The sequence below is a fragment of the Cryptosporangium arvum DSM 44712 genome, assembly GCF_000585375.1.
Lineage (GTDB): Bacteria > Actinomycetota > Actinomycetes > Mycobacteriales > Cryptosporangiaceae > Cryptosporangium > Cryptosporangium arvum.
On the sequence record NZ_KK073874.1, the window covers coordinates 5,767,620 to 5,789,763 of the forward strand.

The window sequence follows — 22,144 nt, forward strand, 5'->3', positions numbered from 1 at the left end:
AGGCCGGCCGCGGGTGGTGTCGGATCGTGAAGACGTTCCGCGGGGACTTCGCAACAACGAGCCACCGGAACACCCCCGACGCCCCTCGTGCCATGCCGCCGAGGGGCGTCGTGATGCGCGAAACCGCAGCGTGACCCCCGAATGGTGGTTGGCCGTTCGGCGCCGTTACACAGAGGACGGCTGATCCTCACCGATCGGGTCGGCTCGAAGACCGGCCCGCGGCAATCCGGCAACGTCTCTGGCCCGTCGCAGCACTGGGGCCGGCAGCCGCAGCAGCCCGCGTGGCAGTCAGGACCGCACCAGGCCTACGGGCAACCCCAGCAGCCCGCCTACGGGGCCGGCGTCGGGCCCGGCGGCTACGGCGCTCCCCCGCCGAAGAAGTCCAGCGCCGGGAAGGTCGTCGGCACTCGTCGCGGCCGTCGTCATCGGCGTCTGTGTCCTGGGCGGGATCGTGGGCGCGATCGGCGGCGGCACCGACGCCACCTCGGCGGACGCCTCCACCACGAACGCTGCCACCGCCGAGGCCGCCGCCCCGGCCGGCTCCAGCGCCGCGACGCCCGCCGGGGACGCCCCGGAAGCGTCCCCCACCAAAGCGGAGACCGCGGAACAGCGCAACGCCGTCCGGGCCGCGAAGCAGTACCTCGAATTCAGTGCGTTCTCACGCAAGGGCCTGATCCGGCAACTGTCGTCCGACGCCGGCTCCGGTTACACGCTCGACGCTGCGACCTACGCCGTGGACGCCCTGGACGTCGACTGGAACGAGCAGGCCGTCAAGGCCGCGAAGTCGTACCTCGACACGATGCCGTTCAGCCGCCAAGGCCTGATCCAGCAGCTGGAATCCGAGGCCGGATCCGGCTTCACCCACGAACAGGCCGTGCACGGGGCCGACCAGGCACTGAAGGAATGACGACGAGGCCCCACCCCCGTGTGGGGTGGGGCCTCGTCGTGGTCGTGCGGGAGATCGTGGTCGTCCGGAGATCAGCCCCAGAGTTCGGTGATCGTCGAGAACACCTTCTGGTTGTGGGAGAACTCGATCGTGTTGCCGTCGGGGTCCTTCACCGCGCAGATGTAGCCGATGTGGGCAGCCATGTCGCGCGGCTCCCACTCCAGCGCACCGACCGCTCGGGCCTTGTCGGCCACCGCGTCGACGTCCTCGCGGTTGGGCAGTTCGATGCCGATGTGCGCGAACGGGGCGAGGGTCGTCGCCTTCTTGCCGGGCTCGATGCCGAAGTTCTTGCCGATCTCCGGCTTGAACTCGGCCAGCACGAGCACGAACGGCGAGTCGACCTGGCCCTTGTTGGAGAGCCACACGCCCTTGCCGTTGTCGTCGACGTTGCGGGTGACGATCACCAAGGGGGTGACCGTCGTGTAGAACTCGATCGACGCCTCGAGGTCGGTGACCGGAAGCGCGACGTGCGTCCAGCGCGGTTCAGTGAGTTGTGCCATGACTGATGCCTTTCAGATAGTGGGCCACTTGGCCCGGTCGGGAAGCCCGGAGCGGCGGCGGATTCCTTCGCCGGCCTTCTGGGCCCGCTCGAGCAGGTCGAACTCGTCGAGCGTGGTCAAGCGGTAGTTCTCGACGACACGGCGGCCGCCGACGAAGACGGTGTGCACGCCGCGGCCGTCGGCCGACCACACCAGCTGGTTGGCGATGTTGTGCAGCGGCCGCCACTCCGGGCGGTCGGTGTCGTGCAGCACCAGGTCGGCCTGCTTGCCGACCTCGATCGAGCCGAGCCGGTCGGCCTCCTGCAGGCCCCGCGCGCCGTTGCGGGTGGCCATCGCGAACGCGTCCTCGGCCGGGAAGATCGTCGCGTCGCGCCGTGCGTCCTTGAACAGGCCCGCCACCAGGTAGGTGGCGCGCATCAGGTCGTGGTAGTTCGACGCGTTGTTGCCGTCGGTGCCGATCGCCACGTTCACGCCGGCGTTCACCATCTCGGGGAACTTGCCGATCTGCGTCACGCCGTAGGAAACCTTGAGCGCGGTCGTCGGGCAGTGCGACACGCTCGTCCCCGTCGACGCCAGCAGCGCGATCTCCTCGTCGTCGACGTGCACGGCGTGGGTGAGGATCACGTTGTCCCCGAGCACGCCGAGCTCGGCCAGGTGCACCATCGGCCGCTGCCCGAACGAGGCCAGGAAGCCCTCGGGGTCCATCGCCGCCGGCGACATGTGAAAGCTCAGGCCGGTGCCGTGCTGCACCGACAGCGCCTTCGCGGCCTTCCAGAGCTCGTCGCTGCAGCAGGTGTGCCCGATGATGATCGGCCAGGCCTGGATGCGCCCGTCGTAGGCCGACGCGTGCCGGTTCATCGCGTCCTCGAGCGTCGCGATCGCGGTGTCGGTGTCCATCCGCAGGGCCTCGTAGTCCTGCACCTGGTCCCAGGCCCACGGCCCGACGCGGGCCCGGATGCCGATCTCGCCGAGCGCCTCGACGACCGGGTCGATGAATCGCACCGTGCCGGCCTCGAGGAACGTCGTGGTGCCGGACTTGAGCATCTCCAGCGCGGCGAGCTGCGCGGAGATGTGCTCGTCCTCTTCGGAGTAGTACGTGTGGATCGGGGTGAGCCACTCGAAGACGTTCTCGATGAACGGGGTGTCGTCCGGGACGAATCCCCGGGTGAGCGGCTCGCCGGTGGCGTGCACGTGGGTGTTGATCAGGCCGGGGGTGACCACGAACCGGCGGCCGTCGAGGACGTCGTCGGCGTGCCACTCCTGTTCCACGTCGGCGGTCTTGCCGACGGCGGCGATCAGTCCGTCCTTGATCGCCACGGCCGCGTCGGTGATGATCTGACGCTCGTCGTTCATGCTGACGACCGTGGTGTGGACGACAAGGGTGTCGGCACTGTTCATTCGGTACCTCTTTTGATCAGGTGCACGCGTTGGCGGGGTACGGGCTCGACGACCGCGACGGTGTGCGCTCCCCAGGCCGCGAGGGTCTGCTCGGTCAGCCCCCGGCCGGGGGTGGAGGCGCGCATGGTCAGCGCGAGGGTCAGGTCGTGCACGGCGTCGGCGTAGGCTTCGGTCTTTTCGCCGTTCGGGGGGCGGAAGTAGTCGGCGACGAGGAGGACGCCGTCGTCGGTGAGCAGGTCCACGGCCCGGCGGTACAGGGCCTCGGCGCGCGCGTCGGACTCCGCGCGGAGCACGTGGGCCAGCACCACGACGGAGGCTTCCCCGGTCGGCAGGTCGACGTCGAGGTAGTCGCCGCCGATCAGCGTCGTCCGCTCGCGCGGGGCCGGCAACACGTGCGGCAGGTCGACGCCGATCCCGGTCGCGTCGTCACCGACCAGGCCGTCGAGCCAGGCGCCGGAGCCACAGCCCAGGTCGACGACCAGACCGGTGCCGTCCCAGAGGCCGCGGGTGCGCAGCTCGCTCGCGACGCCCCGGGCGACCGCACCCTGGGTGGCGGCGGTGGCGGCCACCAGGGCCGGGTACAGCGCGGTCAGCGCGTCGGTGATCGGCTCGGCCGGGTGCCCGGTACGCAGCGTCCCGGCCAGCGCGGGCCACGCCTGCTTCGGGCCGGGCGAGTGCTTGACCAGCCCGACCATCGACGCCGGCGAGGTCGCGACCAGGAACCGCTCGGCGGCCGCGGAGTTCGTCCAGCGTTCGCCGTCGGTCTCGAGCAGCCCTTTCGCCGCGAGCAGCTGCGCGAGCAGCTCGACGTCGGCCGGGTCGTGGACACCGGTGGCGGCCGCGAGCTCGGCGCTGGTCGCCGGGAGCTGCTCGAAGAGGCCGAGTTCGACGGCCGCGTGCAGCGCCCAGTAGGCGGCGTACCCGTTGATCACGTCCCAGACGGGCGCGGGACCAGTCATGGCCGGAGCACGACCTTGCCGGTGGCCCGCCGGGTCTCCAGGAGCTCCTGGGCCGCGCGGGCGTCGGTGAGCGCGAACTCGCTGTCGATCGGCGTCACGAAGCCGCCGTTCCAGTAGGCGTCCAGCACCGGGGCGAACTCCGCGCGGTCGTACGGGTCGGAGCCGAGCAGCTGCAGGCCGAAGTGGTAGGCGTACACCAGGTTGGTCTCAGCGACGTCCCCGGTGGTGTTGCCGAAGAAGACCAGCCGGCCCCGGGCCGCGAGGCTGAAGATCCCGGCCGCCCAGGTCGCCGGGCCGACGTGGTCGAGCACCAGGTCGACGCCGCGGCCGTTCGTCGCCTCCCGGACGGTGCCGACGATGTCCTGCGTCGACGTGTCGATCACGAGGTCGGCGCCGAGCTTGCGGACGTACTCCGCCTTCTCGGGCCGGCTGACGGTGGAGATGACCCGCAGGCCGGCCGCGACCGCGAGCTGGATCGCCGCGGTGCTCACCCCGCTGCCACCGGCGTGGATCAGGACGGTCTCACCGGCGGCGGCGCGCCCGGTGACGTGCAGCGCGTGGTTGGCGGTCATCCAGACCGTGGGGATGACCGCGGCCTCCACCAGCGACCGGTCGTCGGGCACCGGGTACAGGTTCGCCACCGGGACGACGGCGTACTCCGCGTAGCCACCGGGGATCGTGCCGCCGATGACCTTGGTCTGCGGGCAGTGCCCGTCGCGGCCGTCCCGGCACGTCGGGCAGTCGTCACAGGGCACCGCGGGGTTCACGACGACGCGGGTGCCGGTCGCGATCCCGTCGCCGTTCACGGCTTCGACGACGCCGGCGACGTCCATGCCCGCGGTGTGCGGCAACTGGAAGCCCGGGATCAGCGCCGGGCCGCGGCGCTGCTGGATGTCGAGGAAGTTCACCGAGCACGCGTCGACCCGGATCAGCGCCTCACCGGGGCCGGGCTCGGGCACGGGAAGGTCGTCGACGACGAGGGTGTCGAGACCGCCGTGGACGTGATGACGAACCGCTTTCATCGTCCGCTCCGTTTCGCTCGGTTCGATGCCGGGCGGTCGCAAGCCACACCGGCCTGCAACGGGGAGAACGCAGCCACATCGACGTGTGGGCGCCGCGGACGACGGAGTCTGTTGCCTACTCGCGTCGCGGTGAGACTAAGACGGCGATCGCGCGCCTGTCAACGTCATGCGGGATGGCGTACTGCGATACGCGACGGTTGCCAGTGGGCATGCGCCCACTATAGTGGGCGCATGCCCACTCCCCCTCACCTCCACCGTCCGGCGGCCGAGTCGTTCGGCGTCGACGTCGCCCGGTACGACCGGACGCGTCCCGCCTACCCGGACGCGCTGATCGCCCGGATCGTCGCGTCGAGCCCCGGCGCCGCCGTGCTCGACGTCGGGTGCGGCACCGGGATCCTGGCCCGGCAGTTCGTCGGCGGCCCGGTGCTCGGCGTCGAGCCGGATCCGCGGATGGCCGCGTTCGCCCGGGCCACCGGGGTCACCGTCGAGGAGGCCCGGTTCGAGGAGTGGGATCCCGCCGGGCGCCGGTTCGACACACTGGTCTCCGGGCAGGCGTGGCACTGGGTCGATCCGGTGGTGGGCGCGGAACGGGCCGCCGCGGTGCTGCACCCCGGTGGTGTGCTCGCGCTGTTCTGGCACGTGTTCCAGGCCCCGGCCACGGTCGGCACCGCGTTCGCCGACGCCTACGAGCGCGTCGTCCCCGACTCGCCGATCGACGTGCGCGGTTCGGCGCCGGACCCGCGGGACCTGTACCGGCCGATCCTCGACCGGGCGGCCGCCGGGCTGGTCGCCACCGGCGCGTTCGAGGGGTTCGACGAGTGGCGGCACGAGGTCACCCGGACGTACACGACGGCGCAGTGGCTCGATCTGCTGCCGACGCAGGGAACGCTGACCCGCCTGCCCGCCGACGCGATCGCCGAGATCAGCACCGAGGTCGGCGCGGCGATCGACGCCCTGGGCGGACGCTTCACGCTGCCGTTCCGGACCGTCGCCCTAGCCGCGCGACGCTCCTGACCGGCGGTCGGTCACGAGGCGGGCGAACTTCCCGGCCGCCGGGGGCTGCTCGTCGTCGGGGACGCCGAGCGCCGCGCGGAACACCGCCCGGGGCCCGGCCGCCAGCAGGTGCCACGCGGCCACCAGGTCCAGCGCCGGGTCGGCCGGCCCCAGACCGCCGACGTCGAGCACCCCGGCCAGCCGTTCCCCGGCCACCAGCACGTTGCCGGGGATCAGGTCCCGGTGGCTCGTCACGTCCGGCGCCGAGCCCCGGGGCAGTTCCCGGAACGTCTCCCACCGCGACCGCAGTGCGTCCACATCGAGCAGACCGACACTGCGCGACAGGCACGTCCGCATCCAGTCGTCGGAGTCGGCCAGGCACCCACCGCGGCCGGCCCCGTCGAAGGTGCGTCCGCGGGCGTCGATGGCGCGTACGCCGAGCACGAACTCGGCCAGGTCCTCGGCGAACGGCACCGAGTTCCCCGCGTCGACCTCGAACGCGGTCCGCCCCGGCAGCCAGGTCTGCACCGACCACGGCCACGGGTAGCCCGGCCCCGGCTCCCCGACGGCCACCGGCGCCGGGGTCGGGAACCGGGTCCGACCGAGCAGTTCCCCCGCCGCCCGGGCCTCGTTCCGCACGGCCGCGGGGTCACCGGGCCGCAGCGGGAACCGCAGGGTGAGCCCGGGGCCCAGCCGGAACAGCGCGTTCACGGTGCCGACGCCGCGCACCGGCGTCAGCGGCAGCGTTCTCCACTGCGGGAACTGCGCGTCCACCAGCCGACGCACGACGCCGACGGAGACGTCGAGCTGACCCGGATGCACACCACCACGCTCTCCGACGGAGCAAACCATTTGTTCGCCGTGGGAGCCTTCCAGCCATGACCGACGTCTTCTGGCGCGCCCACCAGGACCTGCCCCGGGAAGCGCCCGGCTCCGAGGCGACGACGCAGCTGCTGCTCCAGCTGGCCGGCCCGCTGCCGCCCCGGCCGACCGTGCTCGACGTCGGCAGCGGCACCGGGCCCGCCACCGTGTTGCTGGCCCGGCTGACCGGGGGGCACGTCACCGCGGTCGACCGGCACGAACCGTTCCTGGCCGCGGTCGCCGACCGGGCGAAGGCGGCGAACGTGCACGTCGAGACGCTGGCCGCGTCGATGGACGCGCTGCCGGTCGAGCCGGGTTCGATCGATCTGCTCTGGTCGGAGGGGGCGGCGTACGTCATGGGTTTCGACGCCGCGCTGGCCGCGTGGCGCCCGCTGCTCACCCCGTCCGGGGTCGTCGTGCTCACCGAGTGCGAATGGTCGACGCCCGAGCCCGCACCGGGCGCACGCGCGTTCTGGGACGCCGGGTACCCCGCGATGCGCACGACGGCCGGCAACGTCGCGGCGATCGAGCAGGCCGGCTGGAGCATCCGCGCCGTCTACGCCCTGCCCGACTCCGACTGGGACAACTACTACGGGCCGCTGGCCGCGCGGATCGAGCAGCTGCGTGCCGAGGGCGTGCCCGACGACGAGCTCGCCGCGGTCCGCGAGGAGATCGACGTCCGCGAACGGCACGGCCCCGACTACGGCTACACGGCGTACGTGCTACGCCCGCGCCCCTAGGGCCTGCGGTTCAGCCAGGCGTCGGCGCGGCGGCGGGAGGCCTGGGCCAGCCACGCGTCCTGCACCACCTCGGTCAGCGCGGCGAGGGTCAGCTCGCCGATGTGCGCGGCGCGCACGAGCACCGACGGGTGGCCGTCGAAGTGCTTCGTGGTGAAGAACGGCGTGCTCTCGTCCTGCAGCAACGACTGCTTGTCGCCTTCGGAATCCACCCAGAACACGATGACGTCGGTGTACCGCTCCCCGGTCGCGGGGTCGAACGCGTCCGGGCGGGGGGTTCGGAAGAACACGAACGAATTACTGCCCACCTGGTAGACGGGGTTGCCGCCGGACCCGCGCTCCACGGTGACGTGCGGCATCGCGGACGCCAGCGCGTGCACGTCCTCGACCGTGGCCGGCCGGTTCCCGTCGTCGGTCACCACCTCACGGTAGCCGTTCGTAGCCCTTGGACACACTCCCTAGACCGAGGACGGACGCGCGGCGTGTCCCGGCGCACGCATCCTGACGGGACCACTCGTCGAGGAGGCATCATGGCGAACGCGCTGCTCGCGCGGACGGTGTGGACCGCACCGGCCTACCTGTGCGCCACCGGGCTACTGGTCTACGCCGGGCAGAAGGCCTGGTACGCCGCCCAGGGCCGGCTGGGCCTCCCCGGCGGGGCGCACGTGCCCGCGTCGGCCTACGCGGAGCTCGGCCACGTCGCGGCGCGCCAGTGGACGCTCGCGACGCTCGGCCTGGTCGGCGCGGCCCTCGCGCTGAGCACGGTGTTCGCTCGCCGCCGGCTGCTCCTGGTGCCGCTGTGGGCGGCGCTGCTGCCGATGCTGGCCGGCGCGCCCTACCTGGTCGCCGCGGCCGGCCGGGAGAACCTCGGTGGCCTGGCGCGCGGTGCGGCGGTCACGCTGCTGTGGCTGGCGATGACCTGGTCCTACCAGGTCCGATCCCGGCCCCGACGATGAACCGCCCGGCTGTCCTCGCGCTGGGGTGCACCGCGGTCTACGGCGGGCTCAAGCTGTTCTGGGCGCTCGGCGGCACGGCCGGCCTGCGTCAGGTGCCGCTCCCGCCGGACGCGATCCGGGATGCGCTGGACCGCACGCCGGGCGCGGTGCTCGGGCACTGGCTCAGCGTCGCCGCCGCCGCGCTCGGCATCGCCGCCGCACTGCTCCTGATGCGCCCGGTCCCCCGGCGCGGGATGCGGCGCCTGCTCGGCGTCGCCCTCGGGGTGGTGGCGGTGGGCATGGTGCTGCGGGCGGTGCTCCAGTCGATCGGCGACGTCCAGCGCCTGCTCGCCGGTGTGTCCCCCGAGGCGGCGGCCACGGCCCGCTGGGATCTGTTCCTCTGGTCGCCGTACTTCCTGCTCTGGGGCGTGTGCTGGGCACTGGCCGTCCGGCACCGTGACGCCGGCCGCGTGTCGGCCACCCTGGTCAGGCCGGTTCCTCCCGGAGAGCGCGAAGGTAGCGGCGGGTGATCAGGCGTTGGTAGAAGTGGCTCACCGGGGCGCCGAGGCGGGCGTACCAGGCGGCCGGCCGGACGAAGCCGGTGATCGTGAACGTCACCGCCTCGCCGCGTTCGATCAGGAAGCGTTCCTCGCCCTGCTCCGGGTGCCCTCTCAGCGTCCCGTAAGTCATCCAGGCCCGGTCGTCCTCGCGGACGACCTCGAGCAGGCGCACCGGCGCGACCACCACGATCGGGCCGACGCGTAGGCGCTGCACCAGCACCACCCCGGGCGCGACCGCCGGGGCGGAGGCCCGCAGCCGGATCCCGGCGCGCGCGTGCATCCGCCCGGTGAACAGGGCGTCGACGGCGGTCGGGAAGTGGTCCGGCCCGCCGAGCCGCACCCGGTGCGTGAAGTGCCCGTACCCGGGCGGGCGTTCGCCGCGGCCGACCGCGCCGATCTCCGGATAATTCCACTCGTCCATCGGCCAAGCTTGACCCATGACCTACGAACTGCGGCCCATCGGTGTGGTCGAGTCACCGCTCCACGATCCGGCGAGCGCCCCGAAACAGGGAACGGAGGACGGTCCGCAGGCGTGGCTGCGGTTCCGGCCCGAGTTCACCGACGGAATCTCCGACCTCGCCGCCGGCGACGACGTCCTCGTCCTCACCTGGCTCCACCTCGCCGACCGTTCGGCGCTCACCGTCCACCCGCGTGACGACCCGGCGAACCCGCTGACCGGCGTCTTCAGCACCCGCTCGGCCGACCGGCCGAACCCGATCGGCCTGCACCGCGTCCGTGTGCTCGCGCTCGACGGACCGCGGGTGCTGGTGGCCGACCTCGAGGCCGTCCACGGAACCCCGATCGTCGACGTCAAACCGGCCCTGGACGCGACGCGCTGAGCGTCAGCGGACGCTCGGCGGGCAGCAGCGCCGCCGCGGCGGACAGATCGTCGCGCCGCACCAGCTCGTGGATCTCGCGCGCCACCGCGGTGACGTCCGTGACGGCCACGATCCACTCGTCGGCGTACCGGCGTGCGGCCTCCCCGGCCAGTCCCAGCTGCAACGACCGGTGTCCGAGCGGACGCAGGTGCAGGTCCCGCTCCGGATCCCACTGCACCCGCGCGGGCGCCCGCTTCAACTCACGCTTCCACGCCGCCGCCGACGGGTGGAGGCGGGAGTCGTACTGCGCCGGGCAGGCGTGGGTCACCGCCCACTCGAACCCCGCCCGGGTGATCTCGATCGCCAGCACCGTCTCCTGGTCCGGCTTCGTCGCCCACCCGCACCGGTACATCATCCAGAGGAACGACGGCTTGATCCACGTCATCCGGTCGCGCTTCCACGCCGCCGGGAAACGGCCCGCGGCCGCCGCGGGAACGCCGATCGCCGGCGGGTAGGCCTGGTAGACGGTGACCGAGGTGGCCGAATGGACCGCCCGGATCTCGTATTTCGGGACTGACACCGCACCAGGGTGGTGGTTCGGGCGGGTCGAGGCCATAGGTTTTCCCGGGGGATCCACTCTGGAGAAGGCGCCCATGGAGCTCGATCAGCCGTCCGCGGCCCGGATGTACGACTACTTCCTCGGCGGTGCGCACAACTTCTCCGTCGACCGGCAGGCGGCCGCGCGCATCCTGACGATCTACCCCGACGCGTCGTCGGCCGCGCAGGCCAACCGGGCGTTCCTGCGCCGCGCGGTCACCGCGCTGCTCGGCCTCGGTGTCCGCCAGTTCGTCGACCTGGGCTCCGGGATCCCGACGGCCGGCAACGTGCACGAGGTCGTCGACGCGGTCGCGCCGGGCGCGCACGTCCTCTACGTCGACAACGACCCGGTGGCCGTGGCCTACAGCGAGTCGATCCTGGCCGGTCGCACGGATGTCGGCATCCTCCAGGCCGACGTGCGTGATCCCGCCGCGATCCTCGGCGCACCGGTCACCCGGCGGCTGATCGACCCGGAGCTCCCCGTCGCCGTGCTCGCGGTCGCCGTGCTGCACTTCGTCGCCGACGACGAGGACCCGGCCGGCATCCTGGGCCAATTCCGGGACGCCGCCGCACCCGGCAGCTACCTGGCGCTCTCGCACGGCACCGTGGACCGGCAACCGGTGCGGGCCGCGCGTACGGAGGACGTCTACCGGGACACCCGCGATCCGCTCACGCTGCGTACCCGCCCGGCGATCGAGCGGCTCCTGACCGGCTGGGAGCTCGTCGAACCGGGCCTGGTCTGGCTGCCGGAGTGGCGCCCGGACTGGCCTGACGAGCCCGGATCGGACCCGTCACGCACGGAGATCCTGGGCGCCGTCGGCCGCAAAGGTTAAGTTTTTGACGCCGCCCTTCGCGAACGGTGGCTCACTTCTGCGGATTCCGCACTCACGGTGCGTCGACATCCGGGCCACGTAGTTCGTAAATCGACCCGGTCCGCCACCCTGCGTCACCACCGGGTCCGACCGGTGTCCACATGGGCGCGTCGGCAAACGCGCAACTCGAACTGCACGATTGCGCGCGGGATCTTGTCCGGGAATTGCAACTGAGAATAATCCCATCCATCTCAGACACCCCCTGTCCGTCTGACAACTTCTGTCCCCGCCTCCGGCGTTTCCGGGAACCCACCAAGAGGTTTAGCAATGTCGCCGCTCCTCCCTGCCCAGCGCAGGTTCACCCGCCGACGCAGACGGATGGTGGTCGGCCTGGCCACCGCCGTCAGCGCGGCCGTGCTGCTGTCCGCCTGCAACGGAACGATCTCCACCAGCGACCGCAAGAACGCCGCGTCGGGGTACGACAAGAACGCCGACGTCACGCTGACCTGGTGGACCGGCCAGACCCCCGAGGCTCAGAAGACGGCTGAGCAGCTGGCGCAGCAGTACCACCAGCTCCACCCGAACGTCACGATCAAGACCTCGGCCGGCGCCGCCACCGCCGACGAACTGCTGCCGAAGATCACGGCCGGCTACAAGAACGGCAGCTACCCCGACATCTCCTACGCGTACGGCAGCTGGGCCGGTCAGCTGGCCGACGGTGGCCACACCCAGGACCTCACCGACTACGTGGGGCAGCCGGAGTTCGGCTGGGAGGACTTCCCCGGCGCCGCCCAGCGCACCGCCACGGTCAACGGCATCGTGATCGGCGTTCCGGCGCTCGTCGACAACCTCGCGCTGATCTACAACAAGAAGATCTTCAGCGAGGCCGGGGTGCGCCCGCCGACCGACAGCTGGACCTGGGACCAGTTCCGGAGCGCCGCGAAGCAACTCACCGACCCGGAGAAGGGCATCTACGGCACCGCCTACTCGGTGGCCGGAGGCGAGGACACGACGTGGCACCTCTGGCCGCTGCTCTGGCAGCGGGGCGGCGCGATCCTGAGCGGCAAGAAGCCGGTCTTCAACAGCCCCGAGGGCGTCGCGGCGCTCGAGACGTTGCGCGCGATCGCCGTCGACGACAAATCGATGTACCTGGACCCGACCGACGAGAAGTACGGCGCGCTGTTCCGCCAGGGCAAGATCGGCATGATGATGTCCGGTCCCTGGGAGCTGCTCGAGCTCGCCCAGACCGACGTCTCCTACGGCGTGGTGCAGCTGCCGGGCTTCAAGGGTGATCACCAGACCGTGTCCGGCCCGGACCTGTGGGTGCTCTTCGACCACGACGACGCCGACCGCGCCGGCGCGTCCCGGGAGTTCGTCAAGTGGCTGACCAGCAAGGACGTCGACGCGAAGTGGAACCTCGCGATCGGTAACCTGCCGGTGCGCGACATCGAGCAGTTCACGCCGGCGTTCTTCGCCTACACCCAGGAGTACCCCGGCGGCCGCGAGTTCTTCCGGAACCTGGAGAACGCCCGGCAGTCCCGCCCGACCGTGTCCGGGTACGACGACATGTCGCGCAACGTCGGTGAGGCGATCGCCTCGGTGCTGCTGGGCCGGGCCAAGCCGAAACAGGCCCTGGACCTCGCGGCCGCGAAGTCCAAGGCGCCGCTCAGCGGAGGGTAGCCGAGCGCGGGAGCAGCAGCGGGCTGGCCAGGACGAGCACGCCCGCCGCTGCGATCGCGACCCGCGGGCTGGTGACGTCGGCGAGCACACCGCCGAGCGCGCTCAGCACCGCGATCGCGGCGCCGGTGCTGATCGACCAGGCCGCCAGCATCCGGGCCACCCGGCCGGGCGGTGTCCGGTCGAGCCGGTAGGTGGCGACCACCGGGGTGTACAGGCTCATGCTGACGATGATCGCCAGCTCGACGAGGATCACCGTGACCAGGCCGACGACGCCCGGCCGCACCGCCGCCAGGCCGATCAGCCAGATCGCCCGCACCGTGCCGACGACCCGGATCACCCGGACCCGGCCGAAGCGCGCCACGACCCGGGGCGCCAGGCGGGCGCCGAGCAGCCCGCCGACGCAGGGGGCGGCGAACGCGAGCCCGTACTGCCAAGGCGCGAACCCGAGCTCGGTGAGCAGGAGCACGGCCAGCAGCGGTTCGGTGGCCATGATCAGCCCGGCGACGAGCAGCTGGTTGACCAGCAACGGGCGCAGGGCCGGGTGGGTCAGCAGGTGCCGCCAGCCGTCGAGCAGCTCGCCCGGCGTCAGGCGCTCCTTCGCCCGGGGCGGACGCGGGTCCGGGTGGCGCATCGCGCTCAGCGCCAGCGCCGACGCCAGGTAGCTGACCGCGTCGGCGACGACGGTGACGACCGGACCGAACAGGCCGATCGCGGCGCCACCCAGCGGGGGTCCGATCGCGATCGAGCCCCACGTCGTCGACTCGAACCGGGAGTTGGCCACGATCAGGTCCTCCGGGCCGACGACCGCGCGCAGGTGGGCGCCACTGGCCGCGGTGAACGCGATCCGGGCCGCGGCGACGACCACCGACACCACCAGGAGCTGGGCGAAGGCGAGCCGGCCCAGCAGGTAGGCGGCCGGCACGCTGAGCAGCGCCACGAACCGGACCAGGTCGGCTGCGACCATCACCGGACGCTTCCGGCGGAACTCGACCCACGGGCCGAGCGGCACCGCGACCAGCGCCCCGACCGCGGGCCCCACCGCGGCCAGCGCCGACACCTGCCCGGGGTCCGCGTCGAGCACGAGGACGGCGAGCAGCCCGAACGCGCCGAAGGCCAGCCCCGAGCCGTAGGCGCTCACCGCGTACGACGCCCACAACCATCGGAATTCCCGTCCCAGCGACCGCATCCGGCCACCCTGGTCGTGCCCGCGGGGACGGATCAAACAACGCGATCGTCCGCGAGCCACAACCGGATGTTGTGCGTATACGGTCGGCGGCGTGGACCTCGACGCCGTGCGCACGTTCGTCGCCGCCGCGGACACCGGTCAGTTCCAGGAGGCGGCCGCGGACCTGTCGATCACGCAGCAGGGCGTCTCGCGGCGCATCGCCGCGCTGGAGAAGAGCCTGGAGGTGCGGCTGTTCGCGCGCACCCCGCGCGGGGTGCTGCTCACGGTCGACGGTGAGGCGTTCCTGCCCCATGCCCGCGAGCTGCTCCGGGTGGCCGATCGGGCCGACGCCTCGGTGCGTCCCGGCCGGCGGGCGCTGCGCGTCGACGTGCACAGCCGACGGATCGCGTCGGCGGTGCGGTTGCAGGAGTTCCACCTCGGCCACCCGCACGTGGGCCTGGAGGTGATCACGCTGAGCGGCGACGTGCACGCCGCCACCGCCGCCGTCGCGGACGGGACGATCGACGCGACCTTCCACGCCGTGCCCCGCCGCGCGCTCGCGCCCGGCCTCAGCGCGGTACGCGTGATCGACGACGCCCACCAGCTGCTCGTCGGCCCCCGGCATCCGCTGGCCGACGCGGCCGCGGTGACCCCGGCGCAGCTGGCCGGGCACCGCCTCTGGATGCCGGGTATGGCCGCGGGCACCGAGTGGTCGGCGTACTACGACGAGCTCGCCGACGCGTTCGGGCTCACGATCGACCAGGACGGCCCGGTCTTCGGCTACGAGGCCCAGATCGCCGACATCGCCGGGTCGCCGACGCTGGCCACGCTGGTCGGTGAGGGGTCGCGCTACCTCTGGCCGGACCGCTACGACCTGCGCCGGATCCCGATCCGCGACCCGACGCCGGTCTACCCGATGTCGCTGATCTGGCGTGACGACAACCGCCACCCGGCCCTGGCCGAGCTCCGCGCGTACTTCGACGGCAGGTACCTGACCGCCGCCGGCACGTGGGCCCCGGCCTGGGCCCGGGCGGGTCAGCGTCCGGAGTAGCCGTCCCAGAAGTCCTTCGAACGACCCTTGTACCCGCGAGCGGAGCGACGGCGCCGTGACTTCTCGCAGCCGTAGTCCCACGTGTTGTCGTAGCGGAATTCGCAGTCGCAGGATGCGTGGCAGCTCATCGTCGTCTCCTTGTCCGAGTCGGTCGGAGTGGTTCGGTCCGTCCAGTGTTCATGGGTCACCGGACGAGAACCGTCCGGGCCCGAACGGAGCGAGTGTTCGCCGGACGACAGTGGAGGATGCTCCGGTCTCCGTCACCCGCCAGTGACGGAGACCGCACGCCCTCTTCCAAGTGGCCGCTTCACGGAAGCACATCGATCGGCCCCGCACCGCCCCGGGCGCGCGGACTTAGGAACTGCACAGCTAAATACAACCGTTCGGGGCAGAAAGTGCATGATTGTCCGATCTAGCCTCATTGTCGGAATCAATCATGGACGACAAGAGGATGAACATGACTGGGACAGTTCGGCGGACCGCGACGACGGTCGCCGTGTGCGCGCTCGGCGTCGGTCTGGCGGCGGGCCTGAGCCCGGCCGCGGCGATGGCAGCGGCACCGAGCGGTGCGCAGGCGGCCTCGCTCCAGACCGCCCCGAGCCACGGCGACCGGGACGACGACTTCGACTGGGACGACTTCAGCCGATTCGACCGCGGCGGCTACTGGGACAACGAGTGGCAGTACGGCCGGTTCGAGCGCCGGCACTTCCGGACGATCGGCCGCTACCGCGACTGGCGGGAGTGCCGGGACGCCGCCTGGCGCGGTCAGCGCGGCGGCTACTGGAGCAGCTTCAGCTACCGGGAGGTGGGAGGCTTCTGGGTTCTTTACGCCTGACGCGCACGCGTCTCTCCCTCATTCGGGCACCCGCGGCTCCGGACGCTTCCTCTCCGCGTCCGGAGCCGCGGTCCGCCCCGATCGCCGGACCGATTAAATGAGCCTCGTGATCGACACCGCTGCTCACCGCGTGCGTGGCCGGACGACCGGCCGCTACGAGCTGCACTGCCACCTGGACGGGTCGGTCCGGCTGTCCACCCTGGCCGAACTCGCGCCGGGCGTGGACGCACGGGCCCGCGCGGTCGCTCCGCCCGACGTCGGCAGCCTGCACGGTTTTCTGCCGTACATCGACGTCGCGCTCGACGTGCTGCAGACGCCGGAGGCGCTGGAGCGGGTGGCCCGCGAGCTGGTCGAGGACTGGCGCGCCGACGGCGTGGTGCACGGGGAGGTGCGGTTCGCGCCCCAGCTGCACACCCGCGCGGGCCTGAGCGTCGACGCGGTGTCGGCCGGGCTCGCCGGGGCCGACGGGGTGCGTACCGCGCTGTTGCTGTGCTGCCTGCGTCACCAGGACCCGGCGGTGAGCCTCGAGGTCGCGGCGACCGCGGCGCGCCGCGGTGACGTCGCCGGCCTCGACCTGGCCGGTGACGAGCGGCTCCCCGGCGCCCCGCACCGGGAGGCCTTCGACCTGGCCCACGCGGCGGGACTGCCGGTGACCGTGCACGCCGGCGAGGCGGCCGGGCCGGCCAGCGTGTGGGAGGCGCTCGACGTGCTCGGCGCCCGCCGGATCGGGCACGGTGTGCGGTCGGTGAGGTCCGCGGCCCTCGTCACCCGGCTGCGTCGGGACGCGATCGCGCTCGAGACGTGCCCGCGGTGCAACGTGCTGACCGGCGCCGTGCCGTCGATGGCCGCGCACCCGGTGGACGAGCTGCTCCGGGCCGGGCTGCGGGTGACCGTCAGCACCGACACCCGGACGACCGCGGACACGTCGTTGGACGCCGAGTTCGCCGCGCTGCGCGAGACCTTCGGATGGGGCGCGGACGAGGAACGGCGGGTTCAGGAGAACGCGGCCGCGGCGGCGTTCGGGCCCTGAAGCAGCCGCGCCTCGCCGATCAGCGCAGCGCGCGTGGCAGCGGTGGGGCCGGTGAGCGCCCCCACCCGCGCCAGGGCCATCGAGCGCCCGGTGAAGCCCGGGTCGTCGACCTCGACGCCGACGACGCCGCCCGGCAGGGCCGGAGCCAGGAGACCGGGCACGGTCGTGACGCCGAGCCCGGCGGCCACGAACCCGAACCGCGCCGACCAGTCGCTGAGTTCGGCGACGATCCGCGGGTTCTCGACCGTCGGCCAGGCGCCGAACTGCGGCTCGCCACGGGCGCCCCGCCCGGCGACCCAGCCCTCGCCGGCGAGCTCGGCGACCGGCACCCGCTCGGCACCGGCCAGGCGGTGGCGGCGGCCCACCGCGACCAGGAGCGGCCCGGAGGGCACCGGCTCGACCTCGATGCCGGTCAGATCGTACCCGGGCAGACCCTCCCCCGACGCCAGCAGCGCCAGGTCCAGGCGACCGGCCCGCAGCCGGCGGATCTGCACCGCCGTGGACGACTCGAGGAAGTCGACCTCGATCGACGGGTGGTCGGCCCGGACCCGGGCGATCGCGCGCGGCACGAGCCACAGCGCGGTGGCCGGGAATCCGCCGAGCGCGACCCGGCCGCCGAGCGGCGCCGGCAGGTCGTCGAGGTCGCGCTGGGCGGCGTCGTACTGGTCGAGGATCGTCGCCGCGCGCGTGGCCAGGCGGTTGCCCGCGGCCGTCGGCTCGACCCCGCGCGGCCCACGATCGAACAACCGGGTACCGGCGGCCGCCTCCAACGCGGCGATCTGCTTGGACAGCGCCGACTGCGTGAACCCGAGGCGCTCGGAGGCCGCGGTGAGCGAACCGGTCTCGATCACCGCACGCAGCGCGCGCAGCAGTTGTGGGTGCACGTCCATGCCTCCATGGAATACCCGATCTGAAGATCAGTCGCTACCGGAATGATCGAAGGGCGCGCAGGCTCGACGCATGAGCAAAACCTGGTTCATCACCGGAACGTCCACCGGCTTCGGCCGCCTCTGGGCCGAGGCCGCGCTCGAACGCGGCGACCGCGTCGTCGCCACCGCACGCGACACCGACACGCTCAAGGACCTGGCCGCGCGCTTCCCCGACACCGTTCTGCCGCTGGAACTCGACGTCACCGACCGGGAGGGCGTCTTCGCGGCCGTCGACACCGCGGTGCAGCGGTTCGGGCGCCTGGACGTCGTCGTCAACAACGCCGGTTACGGGCACTTCGGCATGGTCGAGGAGCTCACCGAACGCGAACTGCGTCAGCAGCTCGAGACGAACTTCTTCGGCGCGGTCTGGGTGACCCAGGCCGCCCTGCCCGTACTGCGCCGGCAGGGCGGCGGGCACCTCCTGCAGGTGACGAGCGAGGGCGGCGTCCGGGCCTTCCCCGGCATCGGCGCCTACCACGCGTCGAAGTGGGCCCTGGAGGGGCTCTCGGAGGCACTGGCTCCCGAGGTCGCGGGCTTCGGCGTCCACGTGACCTGCGTCGAGCCGGGCCCGTACGCCACCGACTGGCTCTCCCGCGGATCACGACACAGCACGCAGCTGCCGGACTACGCCCAGACCCACGCCGACACCGCGGCGGAGTTCGAGATCGGCGACGCCACCGCGACGAAGCCGGCGATCCTGGCCCTGGTCGACGCCGCGGAGCCGCCGCGCCGGCTCCTCCTCGGCCGGAGCTTCCCGGCGATCGAGGCGATCTACCAGGACCGGCTGCAGACCTGGCGCGACTGGCAGCCGGTCTCGCTGGCCGCATTCGGCGGATAAGTTCTTCCGCATCGTGGAAGTCACCGCGACCGCCTCGTCGGCGCCCGCTCACACTGACCGGACCCGGCCGGGGCTGACGGTGAGAGGGCTGACGATGACGTCGATCGTGCAAAACCAGTGGTACGTGGCCGCCTACGGGCGGGAGATCGGACGCGATCTGTTCTCCCGCACGATCTGCGGCGAATCGATCCTGTTCTGGCGCACCGAGGCCGGTGCGGTGACCGCGATGTCCGATCGGTGCGTGCACCGGCGGTTCCCGCTCTCGGAGAGCCCGAGCCACCTGCTCGGCGACACCGTCGTCTGCGGCTACCACGGGTTCACCTACGGCGCGGACGGCAAGTGCGTCGCGGTGCCCGGCCAGACCCGGGTCCCCCGCACCGCGCGGTTACGGTCGTATCCCGTCGTCGAGCAGGACTCGTTCGTCTGGGTGTTCATCGGCGATCCCTCGCTGGCCGAGACGGTCGGCATCCCGCGGGCGCCCTGGCTGGCACTGGACGGTTGGACCGCGGTCTCCGGCATGGAGCCGCTGGCCGCCCGGGCGAGCCTGCTCGTCGACAACCTGCTCGACCTGTCGCACGAGACCTACCTGCACGGCGGGTACATCGGCACCCCGGAGGTCGCCGAGACCCCGATCACCACCGAGGTCGACGAGGACGCCGGCGTCGTCCACGTGTCCCGGCGCATGGCCGACGCCGCCTGCCCGCCGTTCTACGCGAAGTCCACCGGCATCACCGGGCGGATCACCCGCTGGCAGGACATCGAGTACACCCCGCCGTGCCTGTACAAGCTGCACTCGCGGATCGCGCCGGCCGGCGTCCTACCGAACTCCGACGGCACCGACCCGGACGCGTTCCACGTCGAGGTCGTCTACGCGATCACCCCGGAGACCGAGCACTCGACGCACGACTTCTGGGCCGTCGCCCGCGACTTCGCGCTCGACGACCAGGGCGTCTCGGACTTCCTCGCGGAGAGCAACCGCACGGTCGTGCTTCAGGACGTCGCCGCGCTCGACGTACTGGAGCGGGTGATCGCGACCGAGCCGGACGGCTACCAGGAGCTGTCGATCAACATCGACACCGGAGGCCTCGCCGCCCGGCGCATGCTGGCCCGGATGGCCGCGGGCGATCGGGCGGGGGGCGATCGGGCGGCGGGCGATCGGGCCGGCGATCCGGCTGCGGTATGAGCGGGCGGATCCTGCGGGTCGAGTGGGTGCCGGGGTCCGACCGGCTCTCCGGGCGGTGTCACTGCGGCGCGTCGGCCGAGGCGGAGGACCCGATCCTGCTCTGGGAGTGGCTGCTCGCCCACCCGGATCATCCGCCGGGCGGGGACGTCGTTGCGGCCCCGACCCCGTCCCCTTCGCAGTCGTCGTCGCTTTCGCTTTCGTCAAGGAGTGCTCCGTGGGCCTTCGCCTCCGCGTCGACCGGCGGGTGAGCGTCGCCGACGGTGTGATCACCCTGGACCTGCGCGGCCCCGGGGAGCTGCCGGCCTGGACCCCCGGAGCACACGTCGACCTCGAGCTGGGGCCCGAGCTGACCCGCCAGTACTCGCTCTGCGGCGATCCCGCCGACCGGTCCGTCTGGCGCATCGCGGTGTCCCGCGAACCCGACAGCCGCGGCGGCTCCCAGTACGTCCACGACAAGCTCCACGAGGGCACGCTCGTCGACGTCGACGGGCCGCGGAACAACTTCCCGCTCGAGCCGGCGCCACGCTACGTGTTCGTCGCCGGCGGCATCGGCATCACGCCGATCCTCCCGATGGTCAACGCCGCGGCGGCGGCCGGCGCCGACTGGGAACTGCACTACGGCGGACGCAGCCGCGCCGCGATGGCGTTCGTCGCCGAACTGTCGGGGCTCGGCCCGCAGGTGCACGTCGAGGAAGGCCTGCTCGACCTGGCCGGGATCCTCGGCGACCCGGGCGGCCTGGTCTACTGCTGCGGCCCGGCGCCGCTGCTGGACGCGGTCGAGCGGATCGTGCCACCGGACGCCCTCCGGCTCGAACGGTTCACGCCGCGGGCCCAGGGCGAGCCGGTGCTGCACTCGTCGTTCGAGGTCGAACTCGCCCGGAGCGGTCGCACGCTCACCGTGCCGACCGACCGCTCGATCCTCTCGGTGGTCGAGGCCGCCGGGGTGGACGTGCTGTCGTCCTGCCAGGAGGGGACGTGCGGCACGTGCGAGACCGCGGTCCTTTCCGGCGAAGTCGACCACCGCGACAGTCTTCTGACCGAGGATGAACAGGCCGCCAACGACACGATGTTCATCTGCGTCTCCCGCGCCGCGTGCCCGCGGCTGGTCCTCGATCTCTGACCCGGAGTGCCATGCCTGTTCCCGCCGAGGCCTCGCCCCTCGGGCCTGACGCCCCCGGGCCTGGTGGCGCCGGGCCTGGTGGCGCCGGGCCTGGTGGCGCGGGGCGTGGAGGCGCGGGGCGTGGAGGCGCGGGGCCTGGTGGCGGTGGGCGGCCGTCGGCTCGGGCAGAGGCTGGGCTCGCGGTGCGCCGGGCCACCGAGTTGCTCGCCGCGTTCACGCCCGACCGGTCCGCGCTGAGCCTCACGCAGCTCGCGCAGCGCACCGGGCTGCCGCTCACGACCGCTCACCGGCTGCTCGGCGTGCTCGTCGACTGCGGCCTGCTCGAACGCGACGAGGACGGCATGTTCCACGTCGGCCTGCGGCTGTGGGAGATCGCGTCGCTGGCGCCCCGGGGCCTCGGACTGCGCGAGGTGGCGCTGCCGTTCATGGAGGACCTGTACGCGGTGACGCACGAGAACGTGCAGCTCGCGATCCGCGACGGCCTCGAGTCGGTGTTCGTCGAGCGGATCGCCGGCCGCACCGCGGTGCCCGTCCTGACCCGGGTCGGGGGCCGGTTCCCGCTGCATCCGACCGGCATCGGCCGGGTGCTACTGGCCCACGCACCGGCCGAGATCCAGGAGAAAGTGCTGGCCGCCCCGCTCCAGGCGTTCACTCCGCTGACCGTGACCGACCCGGCGGCACTCCGGCGCATCCTCGGCGACGTGAAAGCGCACGGCTACGCGATCAACGACCGCCAGGTGACGATGGACTCCCTCTCGGTGGCCGCCCCGATCCACGGCCCCAACGGCGACGTCGTCGCGGCCGTCTCGATCGTCGTGCTCGCCGGCACCGCCCTGCCCGCCGCCCTGGCCCCCATGGTGCAGGCCGCCGCCCGCGGCATCTCCCGCTCCCTCCGCGCCGAACGCAAATAGCGCGCCGGTCGCTTCCCGGCACATCGAGACCCCGCCGCCCACCCGAACGGTCACGACGCCCGCAGCGCGCACCCGAGCCCCGGGTACCCCCGGCCACCTCCGCGCGGCTGATCCTCCCTTCCGAGACGCGACTCCCCGCCCAGGCCGCGGCACCCTTGCTCGCGGCGCAGTCCCTTAGCGGGCGCGGCCTCTCGGAGGGGCGGCGCGGGGTGGGGCGGCGCGGCGCGGCCTGGCGGCGGGCGCGGCCTGGTGGCGGGCACAGGC

General features: G+C 72.6%; 26 protein-coding genes. 15 read left to right on the forward strand and 11 right to left on the reverse strand.

Translation table 11 applies throughout. The features are described 5' to 3' along the window. Nucleotides 1-451 precede the first annotated feature (451 nt). Nucleotides 452-907, forward strand: a complete 456-nt coding sequence (locus CRYAR_RS26375) for an Ltp family lipoprotein (protein WP_211247643.1) — start codon at nt 452-454, stop codon at nt 905-907. Between the two features lie 71 nt (nt 908-978). Here CRYAR_RS26375 and CRYAR_RS26380 read toward each other — a convergent pair whose 3' ends face one another. From CRYAR_RS26380 to CRYAR_RS26395, 4 genes are read right to left on the reverse strand one after another with little or no spacing between them, the layout of a single operon-like run. Then, nucleotides 979-1,446 (reverse strand): VOC family protein, encoded by a 468-nt coding sequence (locus CRYAR_RS26380; RefSeq protein WP_035855923.1) that lies wholly within the window; start codon nt 1,444-1,446, stop codon nt 979-981. A 12-nt stretch (nt 1,447-1,458) separates the two neighbouring features. Then, nucleotides 1,459-2,844 (reverse strand): amidohydrolase family protein, encoded by a 1,386-nt coding sequence (locus tag CRYAR_RS26385; protein WP_035855927.1) that lies wholly within the window; start codon nt 2,842-2,844, stop codon nt 1,459-1,461. Beyond that, nucleotides 2,841-3,803 carry a methyltransferase family protein gene (locus CRYAR_RS26390; RefSeq protein ID WP_051570979.1) on the reverse strand — a complete coding sequence of 321 codons (963 nt, stop codon included), beginning with the start codon at nt 3,801-3,803 and terminating at the stop codon, nt 2,841-2,843. Before CRYAR_RS26390 ends, CRYAR_RS26385 begins: the two co-directional genes overlap by 4 nt. Continuing rightward, entirely contained in the window at nt 3,800-4,825 is a 1,026-nt protein-coding gene (locus tag CRYAR_RS26395) for a zinc-binding dehydrogenase (protein ID WP_035855929.1), read from the reverse strand. Before CRYAR_RS26395 ends, CRYAR_RS26390 begins: the two co-directional genes overlap by 4 nt. A gap of 231 nt (nt 4,826-5,056) precedes the next feature. Between CRYAR_RS26395 and CRYAR_RS26400 the strand changes: the two genes are divergently transcribed. Then, complete coding sequence (locus CRYAR_RS26400; protein WP_035855932.1) at nt 5,057-5,839, forward strand: class I SAM-dependent methyltransferase; 783 nt, start codon at nt 5,057-5,059, stop codon at nt 5,837-5,839. Here the strand turns inward: CRYAR_RS26400 and CRYAR_RS26405 are convergent. Further along, nucleotides 5,819-6,640: an aminoglycoside phosphotransferase family protein gene (locus CRYAR_RS26405; protein ID WP_051570980.1), complete on the reverse strand. Its 822-nt coding sequence runs from the start codon at nt 6,638-6,640 to the stop codon at nt 5,819-5,821. The genes CRYAR_RS26400 and CRYAR_RS26405 overlap by 21 nt on opposite strands. Nucleotides 6,641-6,696: 56 nt before the next feature. Between CRYAR_RS26405 and CRYAR_RS26410 the strand changes: the two genes are divergently transcribed. Beyond that, nucleotides 6,697-7,419 carry a class I SAM-dependent methyltransferase gene (locus CRYAR_RS26410; RefSeq protein WP_035855934.1) on the forward strand — a complete coding sequence of 241 codons (723 nt, stop codon included), beginning with the start codon at nt 6,697-6,699 and terminating at the stop codon, nt 7,417-7,419. On the opposite strand, the gene CRYAR_RS26415 is transcribed toward CRYAR_RS26410, so the two are convergent. Continuing rightward, nucleotides 7,416-7,775, reverse strand: coding sequence for a hypothetical protein (locus tag CRYAR_RS26415; protein ID WP_051572197.1), 360 nt, complete (start codon nt 7,773-7,775; stop codon nt 7,416-7,418). The genes CRYAR_RS26410 and CRYAR_RS26415 overlap by 4 nt on opposite strands. Nucleotides 7,776-7,946: 171 nt before the next feature. Here CRYAR_RS26415 and CRYAR_RS26420 point away from each other — a divergent pair, with 171 nt between their 5' ends. Beyond that, nucleotides 7,947-8,372, forward strand: a complete 426-nt coding sequence (locus CRYAR_RS26420; protein ID WP_051570981.1) for a hypothetical protein — start codon at nt 7,947-7,949, stop codon at nt 8,370-8,372. Next, the gene (locus tag CRYAR_RS26425; protein WP_051570982.1) at nt 8,369-8,881 is read left to right on the forward strand and encodes a DUF3995 domain-containing protein; all 513 of its coding nucleotides are present in this window, start codon (nt 8,369-8,371) and stop codon (nt 8,879-8,881) included. Before CRYAR_RS26420 ends, CRYAR_RS26425 begins: the two co-directional genes overlap by 4 nt. On the opposite strand, the gene CRYAR_RS26430 is transcribed toward CRYAR_RS26425, so the two are convergent. Then, the gene (locus tag CRYAR_RS26430; RefSeq protein ID WP_211247644.1) at nt 8,838-9,332 is read right to left on the reverse strand and encodes a DUF1990 domain-containing protein; all 495 of its coding nucleotides are present in this window, start codon (nt 9,330-9,332) and stop codon (nt 8,838-8,840) included. The genes CRYAR_RS26425 and CRYAR_RS26430 overlap by 44 nt on opposite strands. A gap of 16 nt (nt 9,333-9,348) precedes the next feature. Here CRYAR_RS26430 and tsaA point away from each other — a divergent pair, with 16 nt between their 5' ends. Next, on the forward strand, nt 9,349-9,750 hold the full coding sequence (tsaA, locus tag CRYAR_RS26435) for a tRNA (N6-threonylcarbamoyladenosine(37)-N6)-methyltransferase TrmO (RefSeq protein WP_035855939.1): 402 nt from the start codon (nt 9,349-9,351) through the stop codon (nt 9,748-9,750). On the opposite strand, the gene CRYAR_RS26440 is transcribed toward tsaA, so the two are convergent. Then, complete coding sequence (locus CRYAR_RS26440) at nt 9,722-10,345, reverse strand: DUF4291 family protein (protein WP_051570983.1); 624 nt, start codon at nt 10,343-10,345, stop codon at nt 9,722-9,724. The genes tsaA and CRYAR_RS26440 overlap by 29 nt on opposite strands. Before the next feature lie 37 nt (nt 10,346-10,382). Here CRYAR_RS26440 and CRYAR_RS26445 point away from each other — a divergent pair, with 37 nt between their 5' ends. After that, nucleotides 10,383-11,159: an SAM-dependent methyltransferase gene (locus CRYAR_RS26445; RefSeq protein WP_035855941.1), complete on the forward strand. Its 777-nt coding sequence runs from the start codon at nt 10,383-10,385 to the stop codon at nt 11,157-11,159. Between the two features lie 306 nt (nt 11,160-11,465). Beyond that, nucleotides 11,466-12,818 (forward strand): ABC transporter substrate-binding protein, encoded by a 1,353-nt coding sequence (locus tag CRYAR_RS26450; protein WP_063725766.1) that lies wholly within the window; start codon nt 11,466-11,468, stop codon nt 12,816-12,818. Here CRYAR_RS26450 and CRYAR_RS26455 read toward each other — a convergent pair. Then, nucleotides 12,805-14,004 carry an MFS transporter gene (locus tag CRYAR_RS26455; protein ID WP_169745086.1) on the reverse strand — a complete coding sequence of 400 codons (1,200 nt, stop codon included), beginning with the start codon at nt 14,002-14,004 and terminating at the stop codon, nt 12,805-12,807. The genes CRYAR_RS26450 and CRYAR_RS26455 overlap by 14 nt on opposite strands. 91 nt (nt 14,005-14,095) lie before the next feature. Between CRYAR_RS26455 and CRYAR_RS26460 the strand changes: the two genes are divergently transcribed. Beyond that, nucleotides 14,096-15,034, forward strand: a complete 939-nt coding sequence (locus CRYAR_RS26460; protein WP_035855945.1) for a LysR family transcriptional regulator — start codon at nt 14,096-14,098, stop codon at nt 15,032-15,034. Here CRYAR_RS26460 and CRYAR_RS47540 read toward each other — a convergent pair. Further along, a complete protein-coding gene (locus tag CRYAR_RS47540) occupies nt 15,019-15,162 on the reverse strand; it encodes a hypothetical protein (protein WP_157018067.1) in 144 nt (47 codons plus the stop codon). The genes CRYAR_RS26460 and CRYAR_RS47540 overlap by 16 nt on opposite strands. A 329-nt stretch (nt 15,163-15,491) precedes the next feature. Here CRYAR_RS47540 and CRYAR_RS26465 point away from each other — a divergent pair, with 329 nt between their 5' ends. Together CRYAR_RS26465 and add are read left to right on the forward strand one after the other, a co-directional pair. Next, nucleotides 15,492-15,869: a hypothetical protein gene (locus CRYAR_RS26465; protein WP_157018069.1), complete on the forward strand. Its 378-nt coding sequence runs from the start codon at nt 15,492-15,494 to the stop codon at nt 15,867-15,869. Between the two features lie 97 nt (nt 15,870-15,966). Next, nucleotides 15,967-16,899: an adenosine deaminase gene (gene add / locus CRYAR_RS26470; RefSeq protein ID WP_051570984.1), complete on the forward strand. Its 933-nt coding sequence runs from the start codon at nt 15,967-15,969 to the stop codon at nt 16,897-16,899. Here add and CRYAR_RS26475 read toward each other — a convergent pair. Then, complete coding sequence (locus CRYAR_RS26475) at nt 16,863-17,789, reverse strand: LysR family transcriptional regulator (RefSeq protein WP_035855947.1); 927 nt, start codon at nt 17,787-17,789, stop codon at nt 16,863-16,865. The genes add and CRYAR_RS26475 overlap by 37 nt on opposite strands. Before the next feature lie 70 nt (nt 17,790-17,859). Between CRYAR_RS26475 and CRYAR_RS26480 the strand changes: the two genes are divergently transcribed. The 4 genes from CRYAR_RS26480 to CRYAR_RS26500 all read left to right on the forward strand — a co-directional run bounded on the left by CRYAR_RS26480 (nt 17,860) and on the right by CRYAR_RS26500 (nt 21,880). Beyond that, on the forward strand, nt 17,860-18,666 hold the full coding sequence (locus CRYAR_RS26480; protein ID WP_035855950.1) for an SDR family NAD(P)-dependent oxidoreductase: 807 nt from the start codon (nt 17,860-17,862) through the stop codon (nt 18,664-18,666). A gap of 94 nt (nt 18,667-18,760) precedes the next feature. Beyond that, complete coding sequence (locus tag CRYAR_RS26485) at nt 18,761-19,849, forward strand: aromatic ring-hydroxylating oxygenase subunit alpha (RefSeq protein WP_051570985.1); 1,089 nt, start codon at nt 18,761-18,763, stop codon at nt 19,847-19,849. Nucleotides 19,850-20,063: 214 nt separating this feature from the next. Beyond that, nucleotides 20,064-20,969 carry a PDR/VanB family oxidoreductase gene (locus CRYAR_RS26495; protein ID WP_035855955.1) on the forward strand — a complete coding sequence of 302 codons (906 nt, stop codon included), beginning with the start codon at nt 20,064-20,066 and terminating at the stop codon, nt 20,967-20,969. Nucleotides 20,970-21,151: 182 nt separating this feature from the next. After that, on the forward strand, nt 21,152-21,880 hold the full coding sequence (locus CRYAR_RS26500) for an IclR family transcriptional regulator (RefSeq protein ID WP_211247647.1): 729 nt from the start codon (nt 21,152-21,154) through the stop codon (nt 21,878-21,880). Nucleotides 21,881-22,144 lie beyond the last annotated feature (264 nt).

Excerpts from the sequence above, each read along its gene's own strand:
- CRYAR_RS26480 (WP_035855950.1), top strand. The coding sequence starts at position 17,860 with ATGAGCAAAACCTGGTTCATCACCGGAACGTCCACCGGCTTCGGCCGC.
- CRYAR_RS47540 (WP_157018067.1), bottom strand. The coding sequence starts at position 15,162 with ATGAGCTGCCACGCATCCTGCGACTGCGAATTCCGCTACGACAACACG.
- CRYAR_RS26445 (WP_035855941.1), top strand. The coding sequence starts at position 10,383 with ATGGAGCTCGATCAGCCGTCCGCGGCCCGGATGTACGACTACTTCCTC.
- CRYAR_RS26415 (WP_051572197.1), bottom strand. The coding sequence starts at position 7,775 with ATGCCGCACGTCACCGTGGAGCGCGGGTCCGGCGGCAACCCCGTCTAC.
- CRYAR_RS26425 (WP_051570982.1), top strand. The coding sequence starts at position 8,369 with ATGAACCGCCCGGCTGTCCTCGCGCTGGGGTGCACCGCGGTCTACGGC.
- CRYAR_RS26380 (WP_035855923.1), bottom strand. The coding sequence starts at position 1,446 with ATGGCACAACTCACTGAACCGCGCTGGACGCACGTCGCGCTTCCGGTC.
- tsaA (WP_035855939.1), top strand. The coding sequence starts at position 9,349 with ATGACCTACGAACTGCGGCCCATCGGTGTGGTCGAGTCACCGCTCCAC.
- CRYAR_RS26485 (WP_051570985.1), top strand. The coding sequence starts at position 18,761 with ATGACGTCGATCGTGCAAAACCAGTGGTACGTGGCCGCCTACGGGCGG.
- add (WP_051570984.1), top strand. The coding sequence starts at position 15,967 with ATGAGCCTCGTGATCGACACCGCTGCTCACCGCGTGCGTGGCCGGACG.
- CRYAR_RS26455 (WP_169745086.1), bottom strand. The coding sequence starts at position 14,004 with ATGCGGTCGCTGGGACGGGAATTCCGATGGTTGTGGGCGTCGTACGCG.
- CRYAR_RS26440 (WP_051570983.1), bottom strand. The coding sequence starts at position 10,345 with ATGGCCTCGACCCGCCCGAACCACCACCCTGGTGCGGTGTCAGTCCCG.
- CRYAR_RS26475 (WP_035855947.1), bottom strand. The coding sequence starts at position 17,789 with ATGGACGTGCACCCACAACTGCTGCGCGCGCTGCGTGCGGTGATCGAG.
- CRYAR_RS26465 (WP_157018069.1), top strand. The coding sequence starts at position 15,492 with ATGACTGGGACAGTTCGGCGGACCGCGACGACGGTCGCCGTGTGCGCG.
- CRYAR_RS26410 (WP_035855934.1), top strand. The coding sequence starts at position 6,697 with ATGACCGACGTCTTCTGGCGCGCCCACCAGGACCTGCCCCGGGAAGCG.
- CRYAR_RS26385 (WP_035855927.1), bottom strand. The coding sequence starts at position 2,844 with ATGAACAGTGCCGACACCCTTGTCGTCCACACCACGGTCGTCAGCATG.
- CRYAR_RS26450 (WP_063725766.1), top strand. The coding sequence starts at position 11,466 with ATGTCGCCGCTCCTCCCTGCCCAGCGCAGGTTCACCCGCCGACGCAGA.
- CRYAR_RS26400 (WP_035855932.1), top strand. The coding sequence starts at position 5,057 with ATGCCCACTCCCCCTCACCTCCACCGTCCGGCGGCCGAGTCGTTCGGC.
- CRYAR_RS26395 (WP_035855929.1), bottom strand. The coding sequence starts at position 4,825 with ATGAAAGCGGTTCGTCATCACGTCCACGGCGGTCTCGACACCCTCGTC.
- CRYAR_RS26420 (WP_051570981.1), top strand. The coding sequence starts at position 7,947 with ATGGCGAACGCGCTGCTCGCGCGGACGGTGTGGACCGCACCGGCCTAC.
- CRYAR_RS26430 (WP_211247644.1), bottom strand. The coding sequence starts at position 9,332 with ATGGACGAGTGGAATTATCCGGAGATCGGCGCGGTCGGCCGCGGCGAA.
- CRYAR_RS26390 (WP_051570979.1), bottom strand. The coding sequence starts at position 3,803 with ATGACTGGTCCCGCGCCCGTCTGGGACGTGATCAACGGGTACGCCGCC.